17 protein-coding genes and 3 pseudogenes are annotated in these 16,500 nt (G+C 60.7%); 11 read left to right on the top strand and 9 right to left on the bottom strand.

From position 1 onward, the window contains the following. Positions 1–14: 14 nt before the first annotated feature. The 5 genes and pseudogenes from JX25_RS09705 to JX25_RS09690 form a co-directional block, all read right to left on the bottom strand. Positions 15–764 (bottom strand): hypothetical protein, encoded by a 750-nt coding sequence (locus tag JX25_RS09705; protein WP_128254795.1) that lies wholly within the window; start codon positions 762–764, stop codon positions 15–17. Beyond that, entirely contained in the window at positions 698–1,039 is a 342-nt protein-coding gene (locus JX25_RS09700; RefSeq protein ID WP_128254794.1) for a PadR family transcriptional regulator, read from the bottom strand. The genes JX25_RS09705 and JX25_RS09700 overlap by 67 nt, the downstream gene beginning before the upstream one ends. A gap of 200 nt (positions 1,040–1,239) precedes the next feature. Beyond that, a pseudogene (locus JX25_RS15385) lies at positions 1,240–1,341 on the bottom strand (IS5/IS1182 family transposase); the annotation flags it as partial. A gap of 216 nt (positions 1,342–1,557) precedes the next feature. Next, positions 1,558–2,442, bottom strand: a complete 885-nt coding sequence (gene sigJ, locus JX25_RS09695) for an RNA polymerase sigma factor SigJ (RefSeq protein ID WP_164876102.1) — start codon at positions 2,440–2,442, stop codon at positions 1,558–1,560. Next, entirely contained in the window at positions 2,429–2,893 is a 465-nt protein-coding gene (locus JX25_RS09690) for a carboxymuconolactone decarboxylase family protein (RefSeq protein WP_128254792.1), read from the bottom strand. Before JX25_RS09690 ends, sigJ begins: the two co-directional genes overlap by 14 nt. 165 nt (positions 2,894–3,058) lie before the next feature. Here JX25_RS09690 and JX25_RS09685 point away from each other — a divergent pair. The 8 genes and pseudogenes from JX25_RS09685 to JX25_RS09650 all read left to right on the top strand — a co-directional run. Further along, positions 3,059–3,184, top strand: a pseudogene (locus JX25_RS09685) (IS5/IS1182 family transposase); the annotation flags it as partial. A gap of 282 nt (positions 3,185–3,466) precedes the next feature. Then, a complete protein-coding gene (locus tag JX25_RS09680; RefSeq protein WP_128254791.1) occupies positions 3,467–3,874 on the top strand; it encodes a transposase in 408 nt (135 codons plus the stop codon). After that, entirely contained in the window at positions 3,871–4,221 is a 351-nt protein-coding gene (tnpB, locus tag JX25_RS09675; RefSeq protein WP_128254790.1) for an IS66 family insertion sequence element accessory protein TnpB, read from the top strand. The genes JX25_RS09680 and tnpB overlap by 4 nt, the downstream gene beginning before the upstream one ends. A 231-nt stretch (positions 4,222–4,452) precedes the next feature. After that, a complete protein-coding gene (locus tag JX25_RS09670) occupies positions 4,453–5,241 on the top strand; it encodes a metallophosphoesterase (RefSeq protein WP_128254789.1) in 789 nt (262 codons plus the stop codon). A 76-nt stretch (positions 5,242–5,317) separates the two neighbouring features. Then, positions 5,318–6,430: an AAA family ATPase gene (locus tag JX25_RS09665; RefSeq protein ID WP_128254788.1), complete on the top strand. Its 1,113-nt coding sequence runs from the start codon at positions 5,318–5,320 to the stop codon at positions 6,428–6,430. A 96-nt stretch (positions 6,431–6,526) separates the two neighbouring features. Further along, positions 6,527–7,000 (top strand): DUF6634 family protein, encoded by a 474-nt coding sequence (locus tag JX25_RS09660; protein ID WP_128254787.1) that lies wholly within the window; start codon positions 6,527–6,529, stop codon positions 6,998–7,000. A 1-nt stretch (position 7,001) separates the two neighbouring features. Next, on the top strand, positions 7,002–7,820 hold the full coding sequence (locus JX25_RS09655; protein WP_128254786.1) for a metallophosphoesterase: 819 nt from the start codon (positions 7,002–7,004) through the stop codon (positions 7,818–7,820). A 1-nt stretch (position 7,821) separates the two neighbouring features. Next, the gene (locus JX25_RS09650) at positions 7,822–8,229 is read left to right on the top strand and encodes a hypothetical protein (protein WP_128254785.1); all 408 of its coding nucleotides are present in this window, start codon (positions 7,822–7,824) and stop codon (positions 8,227–8,229) included. A gap of 24 nt (positions 8,230–8,253) precedes the next feature. On the opposite strand, the gene JX25_RS09645 is transcribed toward JX25_RS09650, so the two are convergent. The 4 genes and pseudogenes from JX25_RS09645 to JX25_RS14840 all read right to left on the bottom strand — a co-directional run bounded on the left by JX25_RS09645 (position 8,254) and on the right by JX25_RS14840 (position 11,553). Further along, a protein-coding gene (locus JX25_RS09645) for an IS5 family transposase (protein ID WP_128254784.1) occupies positions 8,254–9,014 on the bottom strand; the annotation gives its coding sequence in 2 pieces (ribosomal slippage) (positions 8,254–8,678 and positions 8,678–9,014; 762 coding nt in all). A 279-nt stretch (positions 9,015–9,293) separates the two neighbouring features. After that, a pseudogene (locus JX25_RS09640) lies at positions 9,294–9,796 on the bottom strand (IS3 family transposase); the annotation flags it as partial. Positions 9,797–9,875: 79 nt separating this feature from the next. Further along, positions 9,876–10,967 (bottom strand): hypothetical protein, encoded by a 1,092-nt coding sequence (locus tag JX25_RS09635; protein WP_128254783.1) that lies wholly within the window; start codon positions 10,965–10,967, stop codon positions 9,876–9,878. Between the two features lie 403 nt (positions 10,968–11,370). Further along, entirely contained in the window at positions 11,371–11,553 is a 183-nt protein-coding gene (locus JX25_RS14840) for a hypothetical protein (RefSeq protein ID WP_164876101.1), read from the bottom strand. A 270-nt stretch (positions 11,554–11,823) separates the two neighbouring features. Here JX25_RS14840 and JX25_RS09630 point away from each other — a divergent pair, with 270 nt between their 5' ends. From JX25_RS09630 to JX25_RS09620, 3 genes are read left to right on the top strand one after another with little or no spacing between them, the layout of a single operon-like run. Then, positions 11,824–12,795, top strand: a complete 972-nt coding sequence (locus JX25_RS09630; RefSeq protein WP_128254782.1) for a DNA adenine methylase — start codon at positions 11,824–11,826, stop codon at positions 12,793–12,795. Beyond that, complete coding sequence (locus JX25_RS09625) at positions 12,792–15,020, top strand: ATP-binding protein (RefSeq protein WP_128254781.1); 2,229 nt, start codon at positions 12,792–12,794, stop codon at positions 15,018–15,020. The genes JX25_RS09630 and JX25_RS09625 overlap by 4 nt, the downstream gene beginning before the upstream one ends. Positions 15,021–15,067: 47 nt before the next feature. Continuing rightward, complete coding sequence (locus tag JX25_RS09620) at positions 15,068–16,432, top strand: hypothetical protein (RefSeq protein ID WP_128254780.1); 1,365 nt, start codon at positions 15,068–15,070, stop codon at positions 16,430–16,432. The last annotated feature ends 68 nt before the right edge of the window (positions 16,433–16,500 follow it).

Raw genomic sequence — 16,500 nt, 5'->3', positions numbered from 1 at the left:
GGGAAAGGCTGCCCCTAGAACAGTTCTTTGGGCAGGCTCAGCGTTTTGAGGGACGTGACATAGGCGACGACAAGGTTCAGCAGACGCGCAAGGATGACGATGCAGACCGTGACGAGCGCCGCGAAGGTGACGGAGCCCAGACCGTAGTTGGCAAGGCTCATGACGCCCGGGCCGACCAGCACGAAGATCGAACCGATGATGGCAAGGGCGGATAAAAGGATCAGGACGGAGGGCGCGGCGATGGTGACCAGATCGCGTTTCGGCCCGTCGCCCACCCGGTTGCGGGGAAAGAAGCGGCTGCCCGACAGAAGGCCGACCGTCAACAGGATCACCGCGATCAGGAAGGCATACCGATCGATCGCCAGCAGCGCATCGCCCCACAGGGTCGATTGCAGGCTGTCGCGCCAGCCGGGTTCAAGGAAAAAGTTGCGCAGCCGCATCCCGACGAACACGGCGATCATGCCGTAAAGCGCGGTGGACCGCATCCGTTTCAGCCGCCATTTCACGACGGCGGCCCGATATTCGGTGGCAAAGGCGCGGGGCGATCCGAACCGTTCGATCGCGGCGCGGGCGGGATCGTCCCCGCCCTGGGTATCCTCGGCCGCCTCGGCAAGGTGATCCATGATCTCCCACCGCAGCCGTTCGGCCATTTCGCGGTCCGACGTGGCCGCTTCGGCCGTGCGGGCGGCATATTCCTCTATAAGGCGGTCGCCGCGCGAGGCTTCGTCAGAAGGGCGGTGATCACGTTCGCGAAAGAGTTCCATTGATCGCATCTCTCAGTAAGAGTTCGTCTTCCAAGATCGGTCAAAGTATAGGTTCGTCTCTTGCGCCCCGATGGAGCCTGTTCCCATTGGCTGACGATCAGCCCGGCCTTTTCCAGCCGGTGCAGCGCGGGATAGATCGTGCCCTCCGGCAGATCGAGAGCACCCTGACTGCGCTGGCTGATCTCCTTGATGATGGCATATCCATAGCCCGCGCCGCCTTCGACGACCGAAAGCAGGACGGCATCAAGGTGGCCCTTCAGCATCTCCGGATTCACGGCACCCCCATCACCCAGTTGCAAACTATCATTATCAGGTAGAATCGATGATCCTGCTGCAAGAGGCATAGCATACCTAGGTTCACACGATATCAAATTTTCGTGACTTGGGGTTGTTTGTCGGGGTCTTCTTCACAGCAGCAAGTAGGCGGACTGGATCCGCGACGCCCTGAAAAGCAAGGGGATCAGGCCCTGCATTCCAGGCCGAAGTCGCGCGGAAAGATAACCCCGCTCAGCACGCGCCTGCCATCAACCCGGGGCTATCCGTGCGACTTTGGAAAGAAGGGTTTCAGACGCGCCATCTTTGCGTCGCTCAGCAAGAAAAGATCCTGTCACCGCTCCGTTTTCGAAGCGGTGAATCACGCAGCACTACGGAAAGCAATGCATCCTGACCCTACGCGGCGGCCGTCCGGTTCGAGCGGTACTACCGTATCGCAAGTCGGCTGGTCGACAGACTATGGGTGGGGCGCACGGCCAAAAGCTCCGAAGCTGGCTCGACGTACCGGAATCTCCTGCGTCTAGCTATGCGAGCGCACGTGTTTGAGTTTTTCGGGATTCCTCACGATCCAGATCGTTTCTATCCGGCCGCTCCGGATTGAGAGGGCGGTGGTCTGCAAGATGCCGCTTTCGAGGGAGATGAAGCCGGGCGAGCCATTGATCCAGCGTAGCGGAGGGCAAGGCCCGGCCGGAAGTGTTCGCTTTCTGGCGAGGCCGGCGAACAACCGGGCAGCGTTGCGAGATCCATTCAGTATGTTGATTGCTGCCGGGACCTTGCCGCCACCATCGGTGTGAACCTCAATATCGTTGGCGAACAGGGAAAGCAGACGGTCCATGTCACCCTGCCGGCTCGCCTCCCAGAAGGCGGCGACGAGCGGATGATGTGTTTCTTTCGACGGTGGATCGGGAGGTTCGGCGCCAGCCAATTTGCGCCGCGCGCGGGAGACAAGTTGCCGACAAGCAGTGGGGCTCTTGCCAATGAGCACAGCAATTTCCTTGAAAGAGTAGTCGAACGCGTCTCGGAGAATGAACGCCGCACGCATCTCCGGGGTAAGGGTGTCGAGGGTCAGGATCAGCGCGATGCCGACATCCTCCGTAACGATCCAATCACTTTCCGCGCCCGGGGCATGATCGGCAACCAACGGATCGGGCAGCCATGCCCCGATATATGTTTCCCTGCGCGCCCGTGCGGATCGTAGGTGGTCGAGGCACAGTCGCATGACCACCGTTGACAACCACCGGGTCGGGCGGTCAATGCAGGACAAATCAACGGCACGGAATTTGAGCGCGGCGTCCTGGAGGATGTCATCCGACTCAGCCACGGATCCGGTCATGCGGTAGGCGAGCCCCGCCAGACGCCGACGCTCTCCCTCGAAGATCTGACTGTGTGAATCAGACTGCCGCATCTTGGCTCTTGCGCAGCGCGTGGCTCGTGCGAAAGCCAACCGCAAAGCGGTTCCACGCATTGATCAAGGTGATCACGAAGGTCAGCTCGACCCGTTCGCGCTCATCGAAGGATACCGCCAGGCGCTGGTAGTCGGAATCGGGCGCGCCAGTTTGCTCAATGCGCGTCAAAGCCTCGGCCCAGGCCAGAGCAGCACGCTCGCGATCATCGAAGACTGGGCTTTCTCGCCACGCCGCAAGTACATCCAGCTTCTGCTGCGACACTCCAGCTTGCCGCGCGACAGGGGCGTGCATGTCCAGACAGAAAGCGCAGCCGTTAATCTGCGACACGCGCATCTTGACCAACTCGCGCAGCGCGTCAGGGAGAGATAAGTCTTTCGCCGTCTCCTCGGCCGCCCTCATCGCCTTCATCGTATCAGGCGCGGCCTTGTAGTAATTCATACGAGGGGTCATCGCTGTCTCCGTTCTCTGTCTATACTCACATGACGAGACAGGATCGAGATTTGTGACACCTGGAACGGCGTGTTGTGCGGCCACGCATGCCCGCTTCGTCCCAGGACCAACATTCAGAGCCCTCAGCGGACAGTGGCTATACTTGGGAGGAAGCTCATTCGCTATAGGCTCTTGGGCCAACGCCTCATGGCGCGGGACTTCGACCGCCAGGTCGCTGAGCTACAGGTCCGCATTGCCGTCCTGAACGGCTACACCGCCCTCGGCATACCCGTCACGAAGGTCGTGGGATAGGTCCGTCCGGGGATAGGGGAAGCTCGACCGTCAACTGGTTTGCGCAACAGAGCCGGTGCCGCAGCTCAACGATCTACATGAAGAGCATTAAAGTTGCGGGACCGGTTGCCGGACCATAGGTACCTTCCATCGCAATCCTTCAGATCGAGGTCCGGTGAACGTCCAGACTTACCCGTCCATTGTTTCCGAACGCCTTGCACTTCGTAACCGGTGCAAAGACCCCATGTTTCAATGAATCAAGGGGTTATCGATACTGTTACCACCTGACGAAGGAGGTGACAGATGCTGGACGGAGAGGTCCCGGAGAAGGTGAATGAGGTCTGGGGCATTGCGGTCCCGACCCGCAACAGTGGTCGGCGGAAATGGCCTGAGGCCCTTCGCGCCATGGCGGTCGAGCGGATCGCGGCCGGCGAAGGGATCCGCGAGATTGCCGAAGAGATCGGCGCCAACAAATCCCTGGTGGCACTCTGGGTCAAAAACGCAAAGGGCGAAGATACTTCGCCCGCGTTCTTCGAGGTCGTGCCGCCGAGTGCGGTGAAGCCCCGTCGCCAGACGCCCGCACAGGCAGTTTCTGAATCCTCTGCCCCGACGTGCCGGATCACCATCGGCGATGCCGATATCGCCATACCTTCCGGTTACCCGGCTGACCACTTGGCCGAAATCATCCGTGCAGTGAGGGCGGCTCAGTGATCTCCCCGTCCGGCAGCTTTCGTATTTTCCTGGCCTCCGAACCGATCGACTTCCGCAAAGGTATGGACGGGCTGGTGGCGCATGTCGCCAACCACTTCGACCTGGATCCCTTCAACGGCGCCATCTACGTGTTTCGCTCCCGCCGCGCCGACCGGCTGAAACTTCTGGTCTGGGACGGCACCGGGCTGGTGCTGACCATGAAGCGGCTGAACGGCGGGCGGTTCACTTGGCCGAAGCCGCAGGCCGGGCCGGTCGTTCTGAGCAAGGTCCAGTTCGATGCCCTGTTCGAGGGGGTCGACTGGCGCGCCGTGACGGCAGCCAAGGTGTGCAAACCCTCATTCCTCTGACCAACGAGGAGACCGGGAGGCCCTTCCGGTTTCCATCCGCACCGCGCCGGGCATGTCTTGCCACGGCACCGATCCATCATGCCTGCTTTCAAGAGATATATCCATGCTATCCCGACATTTGCACGACCAAGTCTCCGCTCCGCTCTCCGTCATCATGCTGGCCAAAGCCGAGCTCGTTCCCACTGGGCACGAGGCGTCGGGTCCCTATCTGACAACAGGAGCGCGTGGCCAATGAACATCCTGATCACCGCCGACCTGCACCTTGACCTCTGGGCCGACGCCGGGCGAGATCCGTTCGCAGGCATCTTGCCGGTGCTGCGCAGCCTTGATGCGCTTATTATCGCAGGTGACTTGGCCAATGATCCGCATCGAAATTGGCCTTGGGCGCTGTCCCGGATCGCGCGGCTGGTCTCACCCGCGCAGATATGGGTGATCCCGGGCAACCATGACTATTACGGCGCCACCCTCGACGACGATGTTCTGACCCGGATAGCATCGGCGGCCGGAGCACACCTTGCCCAGAAGCGCGCTCTGACCTTCGGCACCCCCCGCCTTCTGTGTTGCACGCTCTGGACGGATTTTGCCCTGCTTGGCGATCCCGAAGCCGCCATGACGCGGGCTGCAACGGTGATGCCGGATTACGCTCGGACTCTCCGGACCGATGGTGAGTTCCTTAGCCCCGAGGATGTTGCCGCGATTCATCAAGATCATCTGAACTGGCTGACGCGGGAGATGACCGAACCCTGGCCCGGCCAAACGGTGATCGTCACCCATCACGCTCCAAGCTCGGCGGTCTCCGGTCCTATGTCCGTCATCAGCCCAGCCTTCGCGTCGGATCTTGACGGGTGGATGGAGGCGCACCGGCCCGACTACTGGTTCTTCGGCCACACCCACCGGACGCTCTCGACCCGCATCCGCGGGGCACCGGTCATCAACGTCTCGCTCGGCTATCCCGACGAGGTGCCCAAAGGCGGGGAGGCCGAACTGCTGCTGCGCGGCTTCATCTTCCCCGGCGCCTGATCGCCACTTTCCCCAACACATTTTCCCCGGCCGGGCCACTCCCGGTCGACGGCCCCCTCAGGCCTGGAGTCATCCAATGTCCAACGCCATCCCCTTCATCGAGGCGCGCTTCTTCAGCGCGAACGCGGGCCGCGTTGAGCTCGAAATCCGTCTCAAGAAACACCTGCGCAGGTTGCGCTGCAGAAGGCTCCCTCCGAATATTCTAGCCCCGATCCGCGATGTAGTGGACGCCGATGACGTCCCGGCGCCCGACCTGACGGACTTCATCGGGATGGGCCGTGACGACGAGAGCCGTATCAAGCGTCGGGTCGATCGGATCCTCGAACGCCGCAAGGCGGCCTCCGGCCTCGAGCATTTGAGGTCCGATGACCGGGCGCGACTTGAGGTGCTGAAGGACGGTGCCCGGCTGGTCTCTATCCGGAACGAGCATCACGCCGACGAACTGGCCGCAGCCTTGCACGCGGACATGCCCTGGATGGCCCCTGCCACCGAGGTGGTCTGGCACGCGATGCGCCGATCGGTGCGCGAGGGCCTGCCGGGTCTCAAGATCCCGCCGCTCTTGCTCGACGGCCCACCCGGCATTGGCAAAAGCGAATTGGCGCGACGCCTCGGCAAATTGCTGTCCACGCCTACCATGGTCATCGAAGCCACGGCGGAAAATGCCAGTTTCGGGGTCGTTGGCTCCCAGCGAGGCTGGGGCGGGTCATGCCCGGGGCGACTGATCGAAACCATCCTGCATAATCCTATCGCCAACCCGGTGATGGTGGTCGACGAGGTGGAAAAGGCCGGCACTGCTGTTTCGACAAAGGGTCACGCCTTCGGTCTGGCCGAGGCGCTTCTGCCGCTGTTGGAACCCCTGACTGCACGGCACTGGAGCTGTCCCTACTATCAAGTAAAGTTTGACATGAGTTGGGTGATCTGGGTGCTGACCTCGAACGATTACCGACAGTTGCCGGAGCCGCTGCTCAGTCGGTGCCCGCCGATCCAGCTGCGTCACCTCACCTTAACAGAACTGACAAGCTTCGTCCGCCGCGAGGGCACGAAACGCAACCTGTCGGAAGCCTCCATCGAGTCGATCTCCGAGATCCTGTCCCACCCCTCCCTGCAACGGTATCGGCCCAGTCTGCGGGTCGCGGCCCGTATGTTGCAACGCGCCGCCGATCTGGAACAGGGGCCGACGCTCCACTGAGCCGGCCCATCCACCTTTCCATACCTCCCTGAATCTAACGCGCCTGCGGCATCGCCGCAGTCGCCCTCTTCATGTCATTGAAACGGAGAAACCATCATGAAACTCTCATCCCAAGACCGCGCGTGGTGCGATAAGGTTCTACGCGCCATTGCCGCTGCCGAGGCCGGACCATCTGAGGCGGACTTAGCGCAGGCACCGGTCCTGTCGGACTGGAAAGCGGCGATTTCGTTCGACGGGCATGTGATGCTCTGGGGCGAGGTGACCGATCACCCGCTGCTCGGCACTGCGAGTAGCACAACCTCGCAGTTGATCCCCATCGATTCGGAGGCCGGCTGGTCCCGCACCGCCTCGCGCTGGTATCGGCTCGGCCGGTCCATCGACACGCTCGCAGCGGAACTGGCGGAATCGTTGAACGGGAAGAAGGCCGCTGCCGATGCGATCAGGTTTACCCTTCCCGGATTCATGAACGTGGACGATCCCGCGCTTCTCGCGCAGTTGCTGGCCACATATATCCCGCGGGTGCGAGAGATCGACGCCGCGGACCGCGACGCCCGCGAACGGGAGGGCTGACATGCACTGGTTCACCGCCGATCCCCATTATTCGCACAGCAATATCATCCGCTTCTGCGACCGCCCCTTCCCAGACGTGTCCGCGATGAACGCCCACCTGCTGGCCGAGTGCCGGGCCAGGGTTCAGCCCGATGATGACCTCTGGATTCTCGGGGATTTCACCGCGGGAAGATCCACCGATGCGCAACGGCGTGAGGTCCGAGGCATCTTCCATGCCTTGCCGGGCCGAAAGCATCTGATCCGTGGCAATCACGATGAAGACTGGGTTTCAGGCATGCCTTGGGACAGTGTGAGCGAGACCGCCGATATCGTCGTGGACAAACGGCGGTTGTTCCTTTGTCATTATCCCATGATCACCTGGCCCGGCGCGCGGCATCAGGGGCTGCAACTGTTCGGCCATGTCCATCAGAACTGGCAGGGTTCGCGAAACAGCGTCAACGTTGGCGTGGACCTTTGGGATTTCCGGCCCGTGACGCTGCCCGAGATCGAGCGCCGCTCAGCCAGCCTCCCAGTCAATGCGCACTGGAATCAGGTCGAGCCGGGTCGTGCCTGGCCCACGGAGCTTTGCGCGGGCTGCGGCCGGATCCTCGACCCGGCGCTGGTCTCTGGCGATGCTGTGGTGCGCAACGGGCGGATCGTCGTGTCCGCGACGAACGAGACGATCGTCCGCATGGGCAAGGCGATGCGCAAATGGCTACCAGAAGGTCGGCGTGTCTGCCCGGAATGCATCGGCGGCTATCTTTCCGTGAGGGAGGTCACGCTTCCCACCGGATTCAGCTTCGATGAAGCGCGGAACCGGGCCGTTCCCAAGAGGAAATAGAATGCCACCAGAAAACTTCATCAACGAACCCAGCGTCGAGGAACGCCTTCTGGCCAGAATCGACCTGATCGATGCGGCGCTGGCCTGCGCGCTGCTGCGCATCGGAACGGATGACCCGGAAGGCGCCATGCAGGCCATGGCCCGCAACGATGCAATCATCACCTTGGTTCAGAATGGCAGGACTAGGTTGCCGCTCTTCCAATTCGATACGGCAAACAATCGGGTTTTCGATGTGGTCCGCGCCATCCTGCAGGTTAGGCCACCTCATATCAGCAATCTGAGGCTGGTGTATTGGATGACGCGGGCACATGTAGACTTCCGCTGCGCACCTGCTCAACGGTTCGGCAACGATGACGCGGCAATTGTCGGCGCATTCAGGCGATATATAGAGGCAGTTGGCCAAGGATGATCCTAGGGTCCATCCCTATAAGTTTCATATCCAGAAGATGATGATCGCGGCCAGGATGATGGCGTTGAGGAAGATGTCCCCGCAGCGCTCATAGCGGGTCGCGACCCCACGCCAGTCCTTCAGATGACCGAAGGCATTCTCGATGCGGTAGCGCTTGCGATAGAGGCGCTTGTTGTATCTGGCCGGTTTTCTGCGCTTCTTCCTGGGCGGGATGCAGGGACGGATGCCACGGTTCTTGAGGTCATCGCGCAGCCAGTCGGCATCATAAGCCTTGTCACCCAGGAAGCGCTTCGCTTTCGGCGGATGGCGTAGCAGCACGAGGGCACCTCGGCTGTCGGCCATCTGGCCTGGGGAGAGGAAGACGTTCAGCGGGCGGCCTTTGCCGTCGCTGAGCATGTGCAGCTTGGAGTTCAGGCCGCCTTTCGTGCGTCCGATCGCCCGCGGACGGCCCCCTTTTTTCGCAGGCTTGCTGCGGTGCGGTGCGCTTTCAGGAATGTGCTGTCGATCATCAACGTGTCGCCATGGTTGCCGGGCTGCGCCAGTTCCTGAAATATCCGGACAAAGATGCCCATTCGAGACCAGCGGGCGAACCGGTTATACAGAGTCTTATAGGGCCCATAGACAGAAGGCGCATCCTGCCACCGCAGCCCATAGCGCTTGACGTAGATGATCCCACTCAGCACCTTGCAGTCGTCGGACCGCGCCCGGCCTCGCACCTTGGGAAAGAACGGCTGAAGTCGTTGCATCTGCCGCGCGCTCAGCCAGAAGTATCGCTTGTCTCGCATGTTCATGACCAGCGTGAATAACTCAACCTGCTGGCAGGCAACAGAAAATTATAGGGATGGACCCTAGCAGAAATGGGGCCGTCCGACATACCTAGGGGTCCATCAAGCACGCCAAAGAAGGACTAGGCTAACCTAGCCCTAGGCTGATCTGCTGGCGGTTGCTGCGAGGTCGAGGCCGGATCAAGCCATCCGGTGGCGCAGGCGACCTTGGCACGGACAGAGAATTGTCGATAGCACGATAGTAGAAGGTGAGCTGCTGCCGGTTTCGTGGACAGCTGGTCAAGCTAGCATAGCGTGGGTCTCGAACTCCATGGGGCTGAGGTATCCCAGTTTCGAATGCCTTCTGCGCGGGCTTCGTTGCGGGTGCGATAAACCTCGCGGGCTGTCCGTTCGGTCTTCAGCGATGAGAAGAAGCTCTCCATTGCTGAATTGTCCCAGACATTTCCAGCCCTGCTCATCGAGCGGGTGATCCCGTTGTCAGACATAAACCTCTGAAATTGCTTGCTTGTGTATTGCGATCCTTGGTCCGAATGATGAAGCAGAGCGTCGGCTTTCCCGCGCTGCCAGATCGCCATCATTAGTGCGTCCAGGACCAATGAGGCATCTCGATCAGCTTTCATGGACCAGACCACTGCGCGCCGAGAAAACAGGTCCAGCACGACAGCGACGTAAAGCCAGCCCTCAGCGGTCCAGATGTAGGTAAAGTCGGCCAGCCACTTCTGGTTTGGCTGGTCAGCCTGGAAGTCGCGGTCCAGAATGTTGTCGGCGATGACTGACCGTTCGGATTTCATAGGAGCCGCTGCCGAAATCGATCCGTTCACCGAGAGTCATCAAGAAGCCGTTGTCCGTTTTGTGGCGATGTCAGAGCGGGTATTGGGTTTTGAAGAACTCTGCGACGGCCACCTCAAGACGCAAGAGCACCAGCGCCTGCATGAAGAGTGTAACACATCGCGCCAGATATCGAGCGTAGCTCATGGAGTTCAGATCGCCTTGCCCGCCCTTCCCGGAGCGATATTCAACCAACCCGGTGTCGCGATCGAAGGTCATTCCCCCATGATGCGAGGCATTTCGGACCTGATTGTCGAACTCGGCGGTGATGGCCGCGAAGGCCGGGTTTTCTGCAAAGGCCCGACACCTTCCCGCCTTGTCTGTCTTCAAATACTCCGCGAGCGTGAGGTTTCGCAGCTGATCGAATAGGCGATCCTCAATCAGATTGTTCAGCATGGTCAGGATGCTGACGTGCTCTCCCAGAACCTCGAACGTGTTCCCGTAGAACATCCGCGTTTCGTCGTAGTTCATGGACGCGGCCGCGTGGTCATCGCCGATCTCAAGACCGGCGGTGACGAGATGATGAACCTGCGAAAACTCCGGGAATGCCTTGAAGTATGCGCCGCACAGGTCGAAGTATCGACGACCGTTGGGCACGCTCATCTTGGCGCCGTAGTGCTCGACGAACCGAGGGAAGTCCGGCTTGTCCTTGGCGATACGCAGCTGCTCGAAGACGGCCTCAAACAGGGTGTCGAAGTGCGGCCCTGAGACATCTGCCGCAAACTGGAACAGCCAGTCCGGCAGGTCCTCCGGCGGCGGATCGTAGGCGCTCAGCTTCAGGAACTTTTGAAATCTCTTTTCCGCCAGGTCCGGCTTGCCAGCGCGGGTCAGCGACCAGGTCCAGCGAAGCTGCTCCCATTCTTCGGTCGGCCGCGGCCTCGAGCGCTGGCTTCTGGACAGTTGCGCTAGTCTTGCCCCCAGGTCTTCCCCGGCCCTCTCCTCTGCCGCCTCTAGCAGCCGCTTGGAAAACTCCATGCTCGGGAAGGCGCCCGGGTCGCCGAGTTCACCCTTTGCGAACACGAAAGACGCATGAAGATTGATGGTCGGGGCGTCATCTACCGGTTCGACGACGGTTGCGTTCGGCCCGAACGAGACCCCTTTCCCGAACTCGACAACGACACCCATCTCCTGCTTGCACTGGACGCAAGCAAATCGATGAGCCTGAACAGGCTCCGTCCCAATCCCGATGCGCACGCGGTGAACGGTGCCGCACTCGTCGCAAGATGCAAATTCGCCGTATATCATCCTCTCCGGGTAGCATGACACCGATTGGCCTCGCTACCGTTTTTATGGCTCTTTTCCTGCTTTATCGTGGGCAGTTTCGAGTCCGGCGCCAGCCCCTTCCACTCCACAGGCTGTCACCGGACGGCGCCCGATGAGCACCGCGCTACCGGACAGGTTCTTCAGGTTGATCGTGGCATTGATGTCGCGATCTGTTCGGTGCCTCAGGCGACCAGGCCCAAGTGCGGACCGAGAGCGGCAAGGTCATGACGATCTCGATGCCGGCGCGCCGAGCCTTATAGACCAGCTACCGCGAGAACTCGAAGAAGCCGACGTCCGCGATCGCCGGGGCGAGGCGGCGGTTGTGCATCATCCAGCGGCCGTTCAGGTCTTCTTTAACGATGCGGCCGTGCTCGCGCACCAGCATCGAAGTGAGTTTGTGCATCGCATCGCGTCGAACGTTAGCGATACGAGTGTGCCACGTGGCCACGTGGCCCGCCACCTTCCCCGAGCCGGCCGACGCGCGAGAGAGCGCTCGCGATCGTGTCGCAGCGGTCGGGTGGAGACCACGAAGCGGGCCCAGTGCAGCAAGGCAACAGGACGACCTCACTGCGCTAAGGCCATGCGCGAGCAGCACTTTGCAACAACCAACATCTTGACAGAAATACCGTAAGTTGTGTTCGATGCTGTGGATCACGACAGCGAATTTCCGTCCTGTTAGCTAGTCTTCACGCGCCGCGGTCGGAAGAGGAATACGAATATGACTGCCAACGACGAGACGAAGACGGCTCTCAAAGCCGCGACCAAGGCGCTGGCGCGCAAGTATCTCTCCCCACTTCGCTATCCGGGCGGGAAGCGCAAGCTCGTGACGCATGTCGCAGCCGCACTCGACCGCAACGGAACACCCAAGATCGACAGGATCATCGAGCCGTTCACCGGCGGCGCGGCCATGTCGATTGCTCTGCTCGAATCCGGGATCGCCCGCGAAGCGATCCTGAACGATCTGGACCCGCTGGTCTCCGCTTTCTGGAAGGTCGTCTTTTCCGACCGCCACTTTGAACTCGCGGACCGCATCTTGGATGCGAAAGTCACGTTGGATGAGTGGGAGAAGCAGCGTGCCGCAAATCCGGCCAGCATCGTCGACAAGGCGTTCAAATGCATCTTCCTCAACCGCACGTCCTTTTCAGGCTCTCTGAACCCGTCGGCGGGACCGCTCGGTGGGAAGGCGCAGACAAGCGCCAATCCGATCGATTGCCGGTGGAACGCTGACGAACTCGCCGAACGCATTTGGGGCCTTGGGCGCCTCAGCGGGCGGGCTCGCGTCTACAACAAGGATTTCAGGAGCCTTGTCGGGACCTACCGGTCAGCCCATAGCCGCAACCCAGATATGCTGGCGCTCTGGTATTTTGACCCGCCATTCTTCCATAAGGCGGACAAGCTCTACCGATACTGGTTCGAAGACGACGACCACCGGGCGCTTCACAGCTGCCTGGAGCGCCTCGATGAGCCTTGGATCCTCTCCTATGACAGCTGCCCGGAAGCACGGCAGATGTATCGCGACCATGCTGGCCGGGGCGCGGTAGACATGCGCTACACGGCGGCGAAGGCCATGACGGTGCAGAAGATCGACTGCACGGAAATGATCGTCGAAAACTTCATTCTGCGAAAAGCGCATGCCGCGCTTGACGTGCAAATCACGATTCCAACGGTAAAAGCAGTAGATATACGATGAAAGCCCTTCTTGAGCGCGGCACTGCCGAAAGATCGCCCCTTGTCTCTCTGCTCGTCGACGATGTGGCGAAGCAGGACACGCATGACGGCCGCCGGGTGGGCTTCACGTTGTCGATGGACTACAGCGAAGCGCTGGTCATGGTCCACGACAAGTGGCGCAGTGATGTCGAGGGCATCCCACACAACTCGTATCTGCTCGCGGCAACCTTCAACCCGGCCGACTTTGTCACCACCGCACCGGTGGACCGCCGGGTCATCTTGCTGCGAGTGACAGGACGCGCGTCCATTGAAACGGACTCCGAGCATCTACGCGCCATTACTCAGTTCTTCCAGGAAAACCCGGATGTGAAAAACGGACGGCTGGAGGAATTGGAGCCGATCACGGTCAACCGGATGAGTTGGACCGGCATGAAGGGGCACATCCTTGGCACCTTCTTCGTCGGCCAAGACGGCGAGTTGCGCATGGGCACAGACATCGAGGACGTTTTCGCAACTCGGATGATGCGGGTCTACAAACCGACCGCGTTGGCCCTCGAGACGATCGTGAACTACGTGGACCCGGATCGGCGTAAGAAGGCGGAAGCCGACGCCACCGCGGCAGGTGGCGCTCCGCCCATTGCGTTTCAGATCGGCACCGTGCGCTACACGTCAACGCAGCACATGGCCGAGCGCGGCGGGAGCACTGCGGTTCCGGTCAAGATTTCACCGGTGGACTTTCTGGCACGCCGCACAGCCGTGTTCGGAATGACCCGGACCGGTAAGTCGAACACCACGAAAACGATGGTCTCCCAAGTGGCCACAACGTCGTTCCAGACCACGCGCCCCATCGGACAGCTGATCTTCGACATCAATGGCGAGTATTCGAACGCAAACCAGCAAGATCAGGGCAGCGCGATCAACGACGTATTCCCGGACATGACGGTTCGCTACCGGATCATTTCTACGCCCGGTTTTCGTGATCTGCGCACGAACTTCTACAATGATCTCCCGATTGCTCTGGAACTCATCGGGCATGAAATCGAGCAGCAGGGCCGATCCACGGGCGGAAACGACCTCAAGAACTTCCTATCCATGAACCTCGATCGCCCGAGTCCTTCGGAGCATTCGGAGTGGAACCACTGGTTGCGCAGGGCATCTATTTTCAGGGCAATCCTTTTGTCCGCCGGATATCGGCCCGATCCGCAAAATGCGGCTCGGCAAGAGATTGAGATAGGCAAGGACGTTCTCGCGGATATCATTCGCAAAGGGCTGAGCTCGGGCAAACTAGATGCTTCTCAGGTCGGGCAACTGCCTGACAAGCCGACGGCGGACGCGCTGGCAGACGCGTGTCGCGCCTACTTCGGTCTGACACGGCAAGGCAGCGGATCCAAGCATGTAGCATCCCTCGAAGACATGCGGACTTTCTGGCGTGCGGTGCGCGAAATCGAGATGGCCAATGACGGGCACCGCAACGATGCCACCGCAATTTCGAGCAAACCCGCGAAGGATGGTCGGCCAGGGACGCCCTGGCTGAATGAGACGGAGCGCAGCCTACTTGGCGTTCTCGTCGGCAAGTCTTCGACCACTGATGGGGCAATCATCGGCCCGGGAGCGATCGGCGCTGCGCGCGACTACCACGGGCCGAATGGGTCCAAAGAAATCGCGACGGAAATCTATTCGCTGCTGAAAGACGGCCGGATCGTGATCCTCGACCTGTCGGTAGGCAGCCCCACCATCAGAGAGGAGCTTTCCAAAAAGCTTGTGCGCGAGATCTTCAAACGGAGCAGTGCGGCCTTCAACGTCGGAGACATACCGCCTCGCGTCGTCATCTATGTCGAGGAGGCACACAACCTCATCGGCAAAAAGGCGGAGCTGACGGAGATCTGGCCGCGGATCGCGAAAGAAGGGGCGAAGTATGGCATCGCCCTCGTCTATGCGACCCAGGAGCCAAGTTCGATCCATCCGAATATCCTTGCGAACACGGAAAACTTCTTCGTCACCCACCTGAACAACGACTCCGAGATCCGCGCCATCTCAGGCTTCTATGACTTCGCTGACTTTGCCGCTGGCCTGAAGCGTAGCCAAGACGTCGGCTTCGCGCGCATCAAGACGCTCTCCGCGAGCTTCGTCACCCCAACCCAGATCTCGAAATTCGAGCCGGATCACGCGAAGCGCCAATACGAGCAAGCCAAAGCGACCGGAACGAACTCCTGGTTCACGCCGCTTCCGGCCGAGGGCCAGAACTGATGCCGTTTGCGAACGAGACCGCGTCCGCATTGGGCGCGGAGGATATCATGAAGGACGCGGAGGTGACCGCGCTCTTCCAGCGCTGTCGCCACCACCTGGACCCGGAGGCGTTCGCAGGCGAAGTGCTTCGTGCCGCGATCGATTATACGGATGAGGTCGTTCGGCCTCTGGAGGGCTTAGTCATTGCGGCCGACGGGTCCAACTATGAGGCCTCTATCTCCAACGGTTTTCCCAGCGCACGTATGGGCCTTCTCAAGATCGGCCAGGTCGGGATCGATATCGCAGAATACCACAAGATCGACCCCCGCTCAGGTGGGACGCCTGATCCGATAACCATTGCAAAGATCGAACGAGAGAAGAACACCTACTCGGTGCCGCTCACCGGCGCGGGCATCCATCTCGACGGCCACGGCCCGCGGGAGAGCTTCAGGAAATCGACGTTCGAAGCATTTCGCTCAAAGCGTTTTGAACTTCTCGGCGGCAAGCTTGAAACAACTCTTGTCGATCTCTTTGCGATTGACGGAGCGACCGAAGCCGTGAACGGCCGGAGGCATCTGAAGCTGCCCTCGACCATGAGTTGCCCCATCACCGGAGAAAGATTCGGTCACGACGTGCTCGTGCCGGAAGACATCGGAGAGGTTCCATCTCCGCACGCGCCCGATAGCCCGCTGTATCTGACCGACATTCTACGCCTCTCAGAAGCCTTCGCGGAAGAAGGCACGAATCAGCAGGCCTATACGCGCGCCATGAGCGCCCTGGAGCACCTCGTCCTTGCTCACACCATTATGCGCTTGGACGCGGATGAGCACACCCGCGCCATCCTGAACGGCGCCATCTTCCTTGTCGACGGACCGCTCGGCATCTTCGGCGAGCCGGCGAAGCTTCACCGGCCGATGATGAAGATGATCAATGACGTGCGATCCCGGGTGGTCGGGCTGCCTCCGCTGGTGATGGGGGTGACAAAGAGCGGCCGGGTAGTCGAGCACGGAAAGCTGATCCAGCCGCTGCTGCTCGAACACTTCCCTAGAGGCCGAACGGTGCTGATCCCGGTCAGCGACGAGTATCGGTATCGATACATCGACTTCGGTGCGAAAAATCCTGAAAAGAACTTCGGGAACGATACCTATTACGGTCAATCGTTCCTCGTGCGCAGTGTAAGCGATCGGATCTTCGAGCTGAATATAGCCTATCCCTTTGCGGAGAAGGGGGCCGGGTTCCAAGATCGAAAGGTCGACCTCAGCGCCTATGGGGCCGACATCGGCCGCGCCATCGGGGTCGTGGAGCTATTCGAGACCGAGCTCTATGCGGACGCCAACATCGTCCAGCATCTGGCCCATCGGTGCGCCTCGATCTCGCATCGGCCCGCTGGGCGCACACTCGACATGTTCGTCAGATCGATCATCGGGGCTTAACCAAACGACGACGCGGCCCCGCGGCCGCGTCGTCCCACTATTCTCAACATCACCGGCCGCATGGCCGC

The organism is Falsirhodobacter deserti (genome assembly GCF_004015795.1).
Classification (GTDB): Bacteria; Pseudomonadota; Alphaproteobacteria; order Rhodobacterales; family Rhodobacteraceae; genus Falsirhodobacter; species Falsirhodobacter deserti.
Note: the sequence above shows the minus strand (reverse complement) of the source record. Positions and strands in the feature narration are given on the sequence as shown.

What these genes read in the sequence shown, in the direction of transcription:
- JX25_RS09705 (WP_128254795.1), bottom strand. Translation starts at nt 764, where the DNA reads ATGGAACTCTTTCGCGAACGTGATCACCGCCCTTCTGACGAAGCCTCG.
- sigJ (WP_164876102.1), bottom strand. Translation starts at nt 2,442, where the DNA reads ATGCGGCAGTCTGATTCACACAGTCAGATCTTCGAGGGAGAGCGTCGG.
- JX25_RS09690 (WP_128254792.1), bottom strand. Translation starts at nt 2,893, where the DNA reads ATGACCCCTCGTATGAATTACTACAAGGCCGCGCCTGATACGATGAAG.
- JX25_RS09680 (WP_128254791.1), top strand. Translation starts at nt 3,467, where the DNA reads ATGCTGGACGGAGAGGTCCCGGAGAAGGTGAATGAGGTCTGGGGCATT.
- JX25_RS09670 (WP_128254789.1), top strand. Translation starts at nt 4,453, where the DNA reads ATGAACATCCTGATCACCGCCGACCTGCACCTTGACCTCTGGGCCGAC.
- JX25_RS09665 (WP_128254788.1), top strand. Translation starts at nt 5,318, where the DNA reads ATGTCCAACGCCATCCCCTTCATCGAGGCGCGCTTCTTCAGCGCGAAC.
- JX25_RS09660 (WP_128254787.1), top strand. Translation starts at nt 6,527, where the DNA reads ATGAAACTCTCATCCCAAGACCGCGCGTGGTGCGATAAGGTTCTACGC.
- JX25_RS09655 (WP_128254786.1), top strand. Translation starts at nt 7,002, where the DNA reads ATGCACTGGTTCACCGCCGATCCCCATTATTCGCACAGCAATATCATC.
- JX25_RS09650 (WP_128254785.1), top strand. Translation starts at nt 7,822, where the DNA reads ATGCCACCAGAAAACTTCATCAACGAACCCAGCGTCGAGGAACGCCTT.
- JX25_RS09635 (WP_128254783.1), bottom strand. Translation starts at nt 10,967, where the DNA reads ATGGGTGTCGTTGTCGAGTTCGGGAAAGGGGTCTCGTTCGGGCCGAAC.
- JX25_RS09630 (WP_128254782.1), top strand. Translation starts at nt 11,824, where the DNA reads ATGACTGCCAACGACGAGACGAAGACGGCTCTCAAAGCCGCGACCAAG.
- JX25_RS09625 (WP_128254781.1), top strand. Translation starts at nt 12,792, where the DNA reads ATGAAAGCCCTTCTTGAGCGCGGCACTGCCGAAAGATCGCCCCTTGTC.
- JX25_RS09620 (WP_128254780.1), top strand. Translation starts at nt 15,068, where the DNA reads ATGAAGGACGCGGAGGTGACCGCGCTCTTCCAGCGCTGTCGCCACCAC.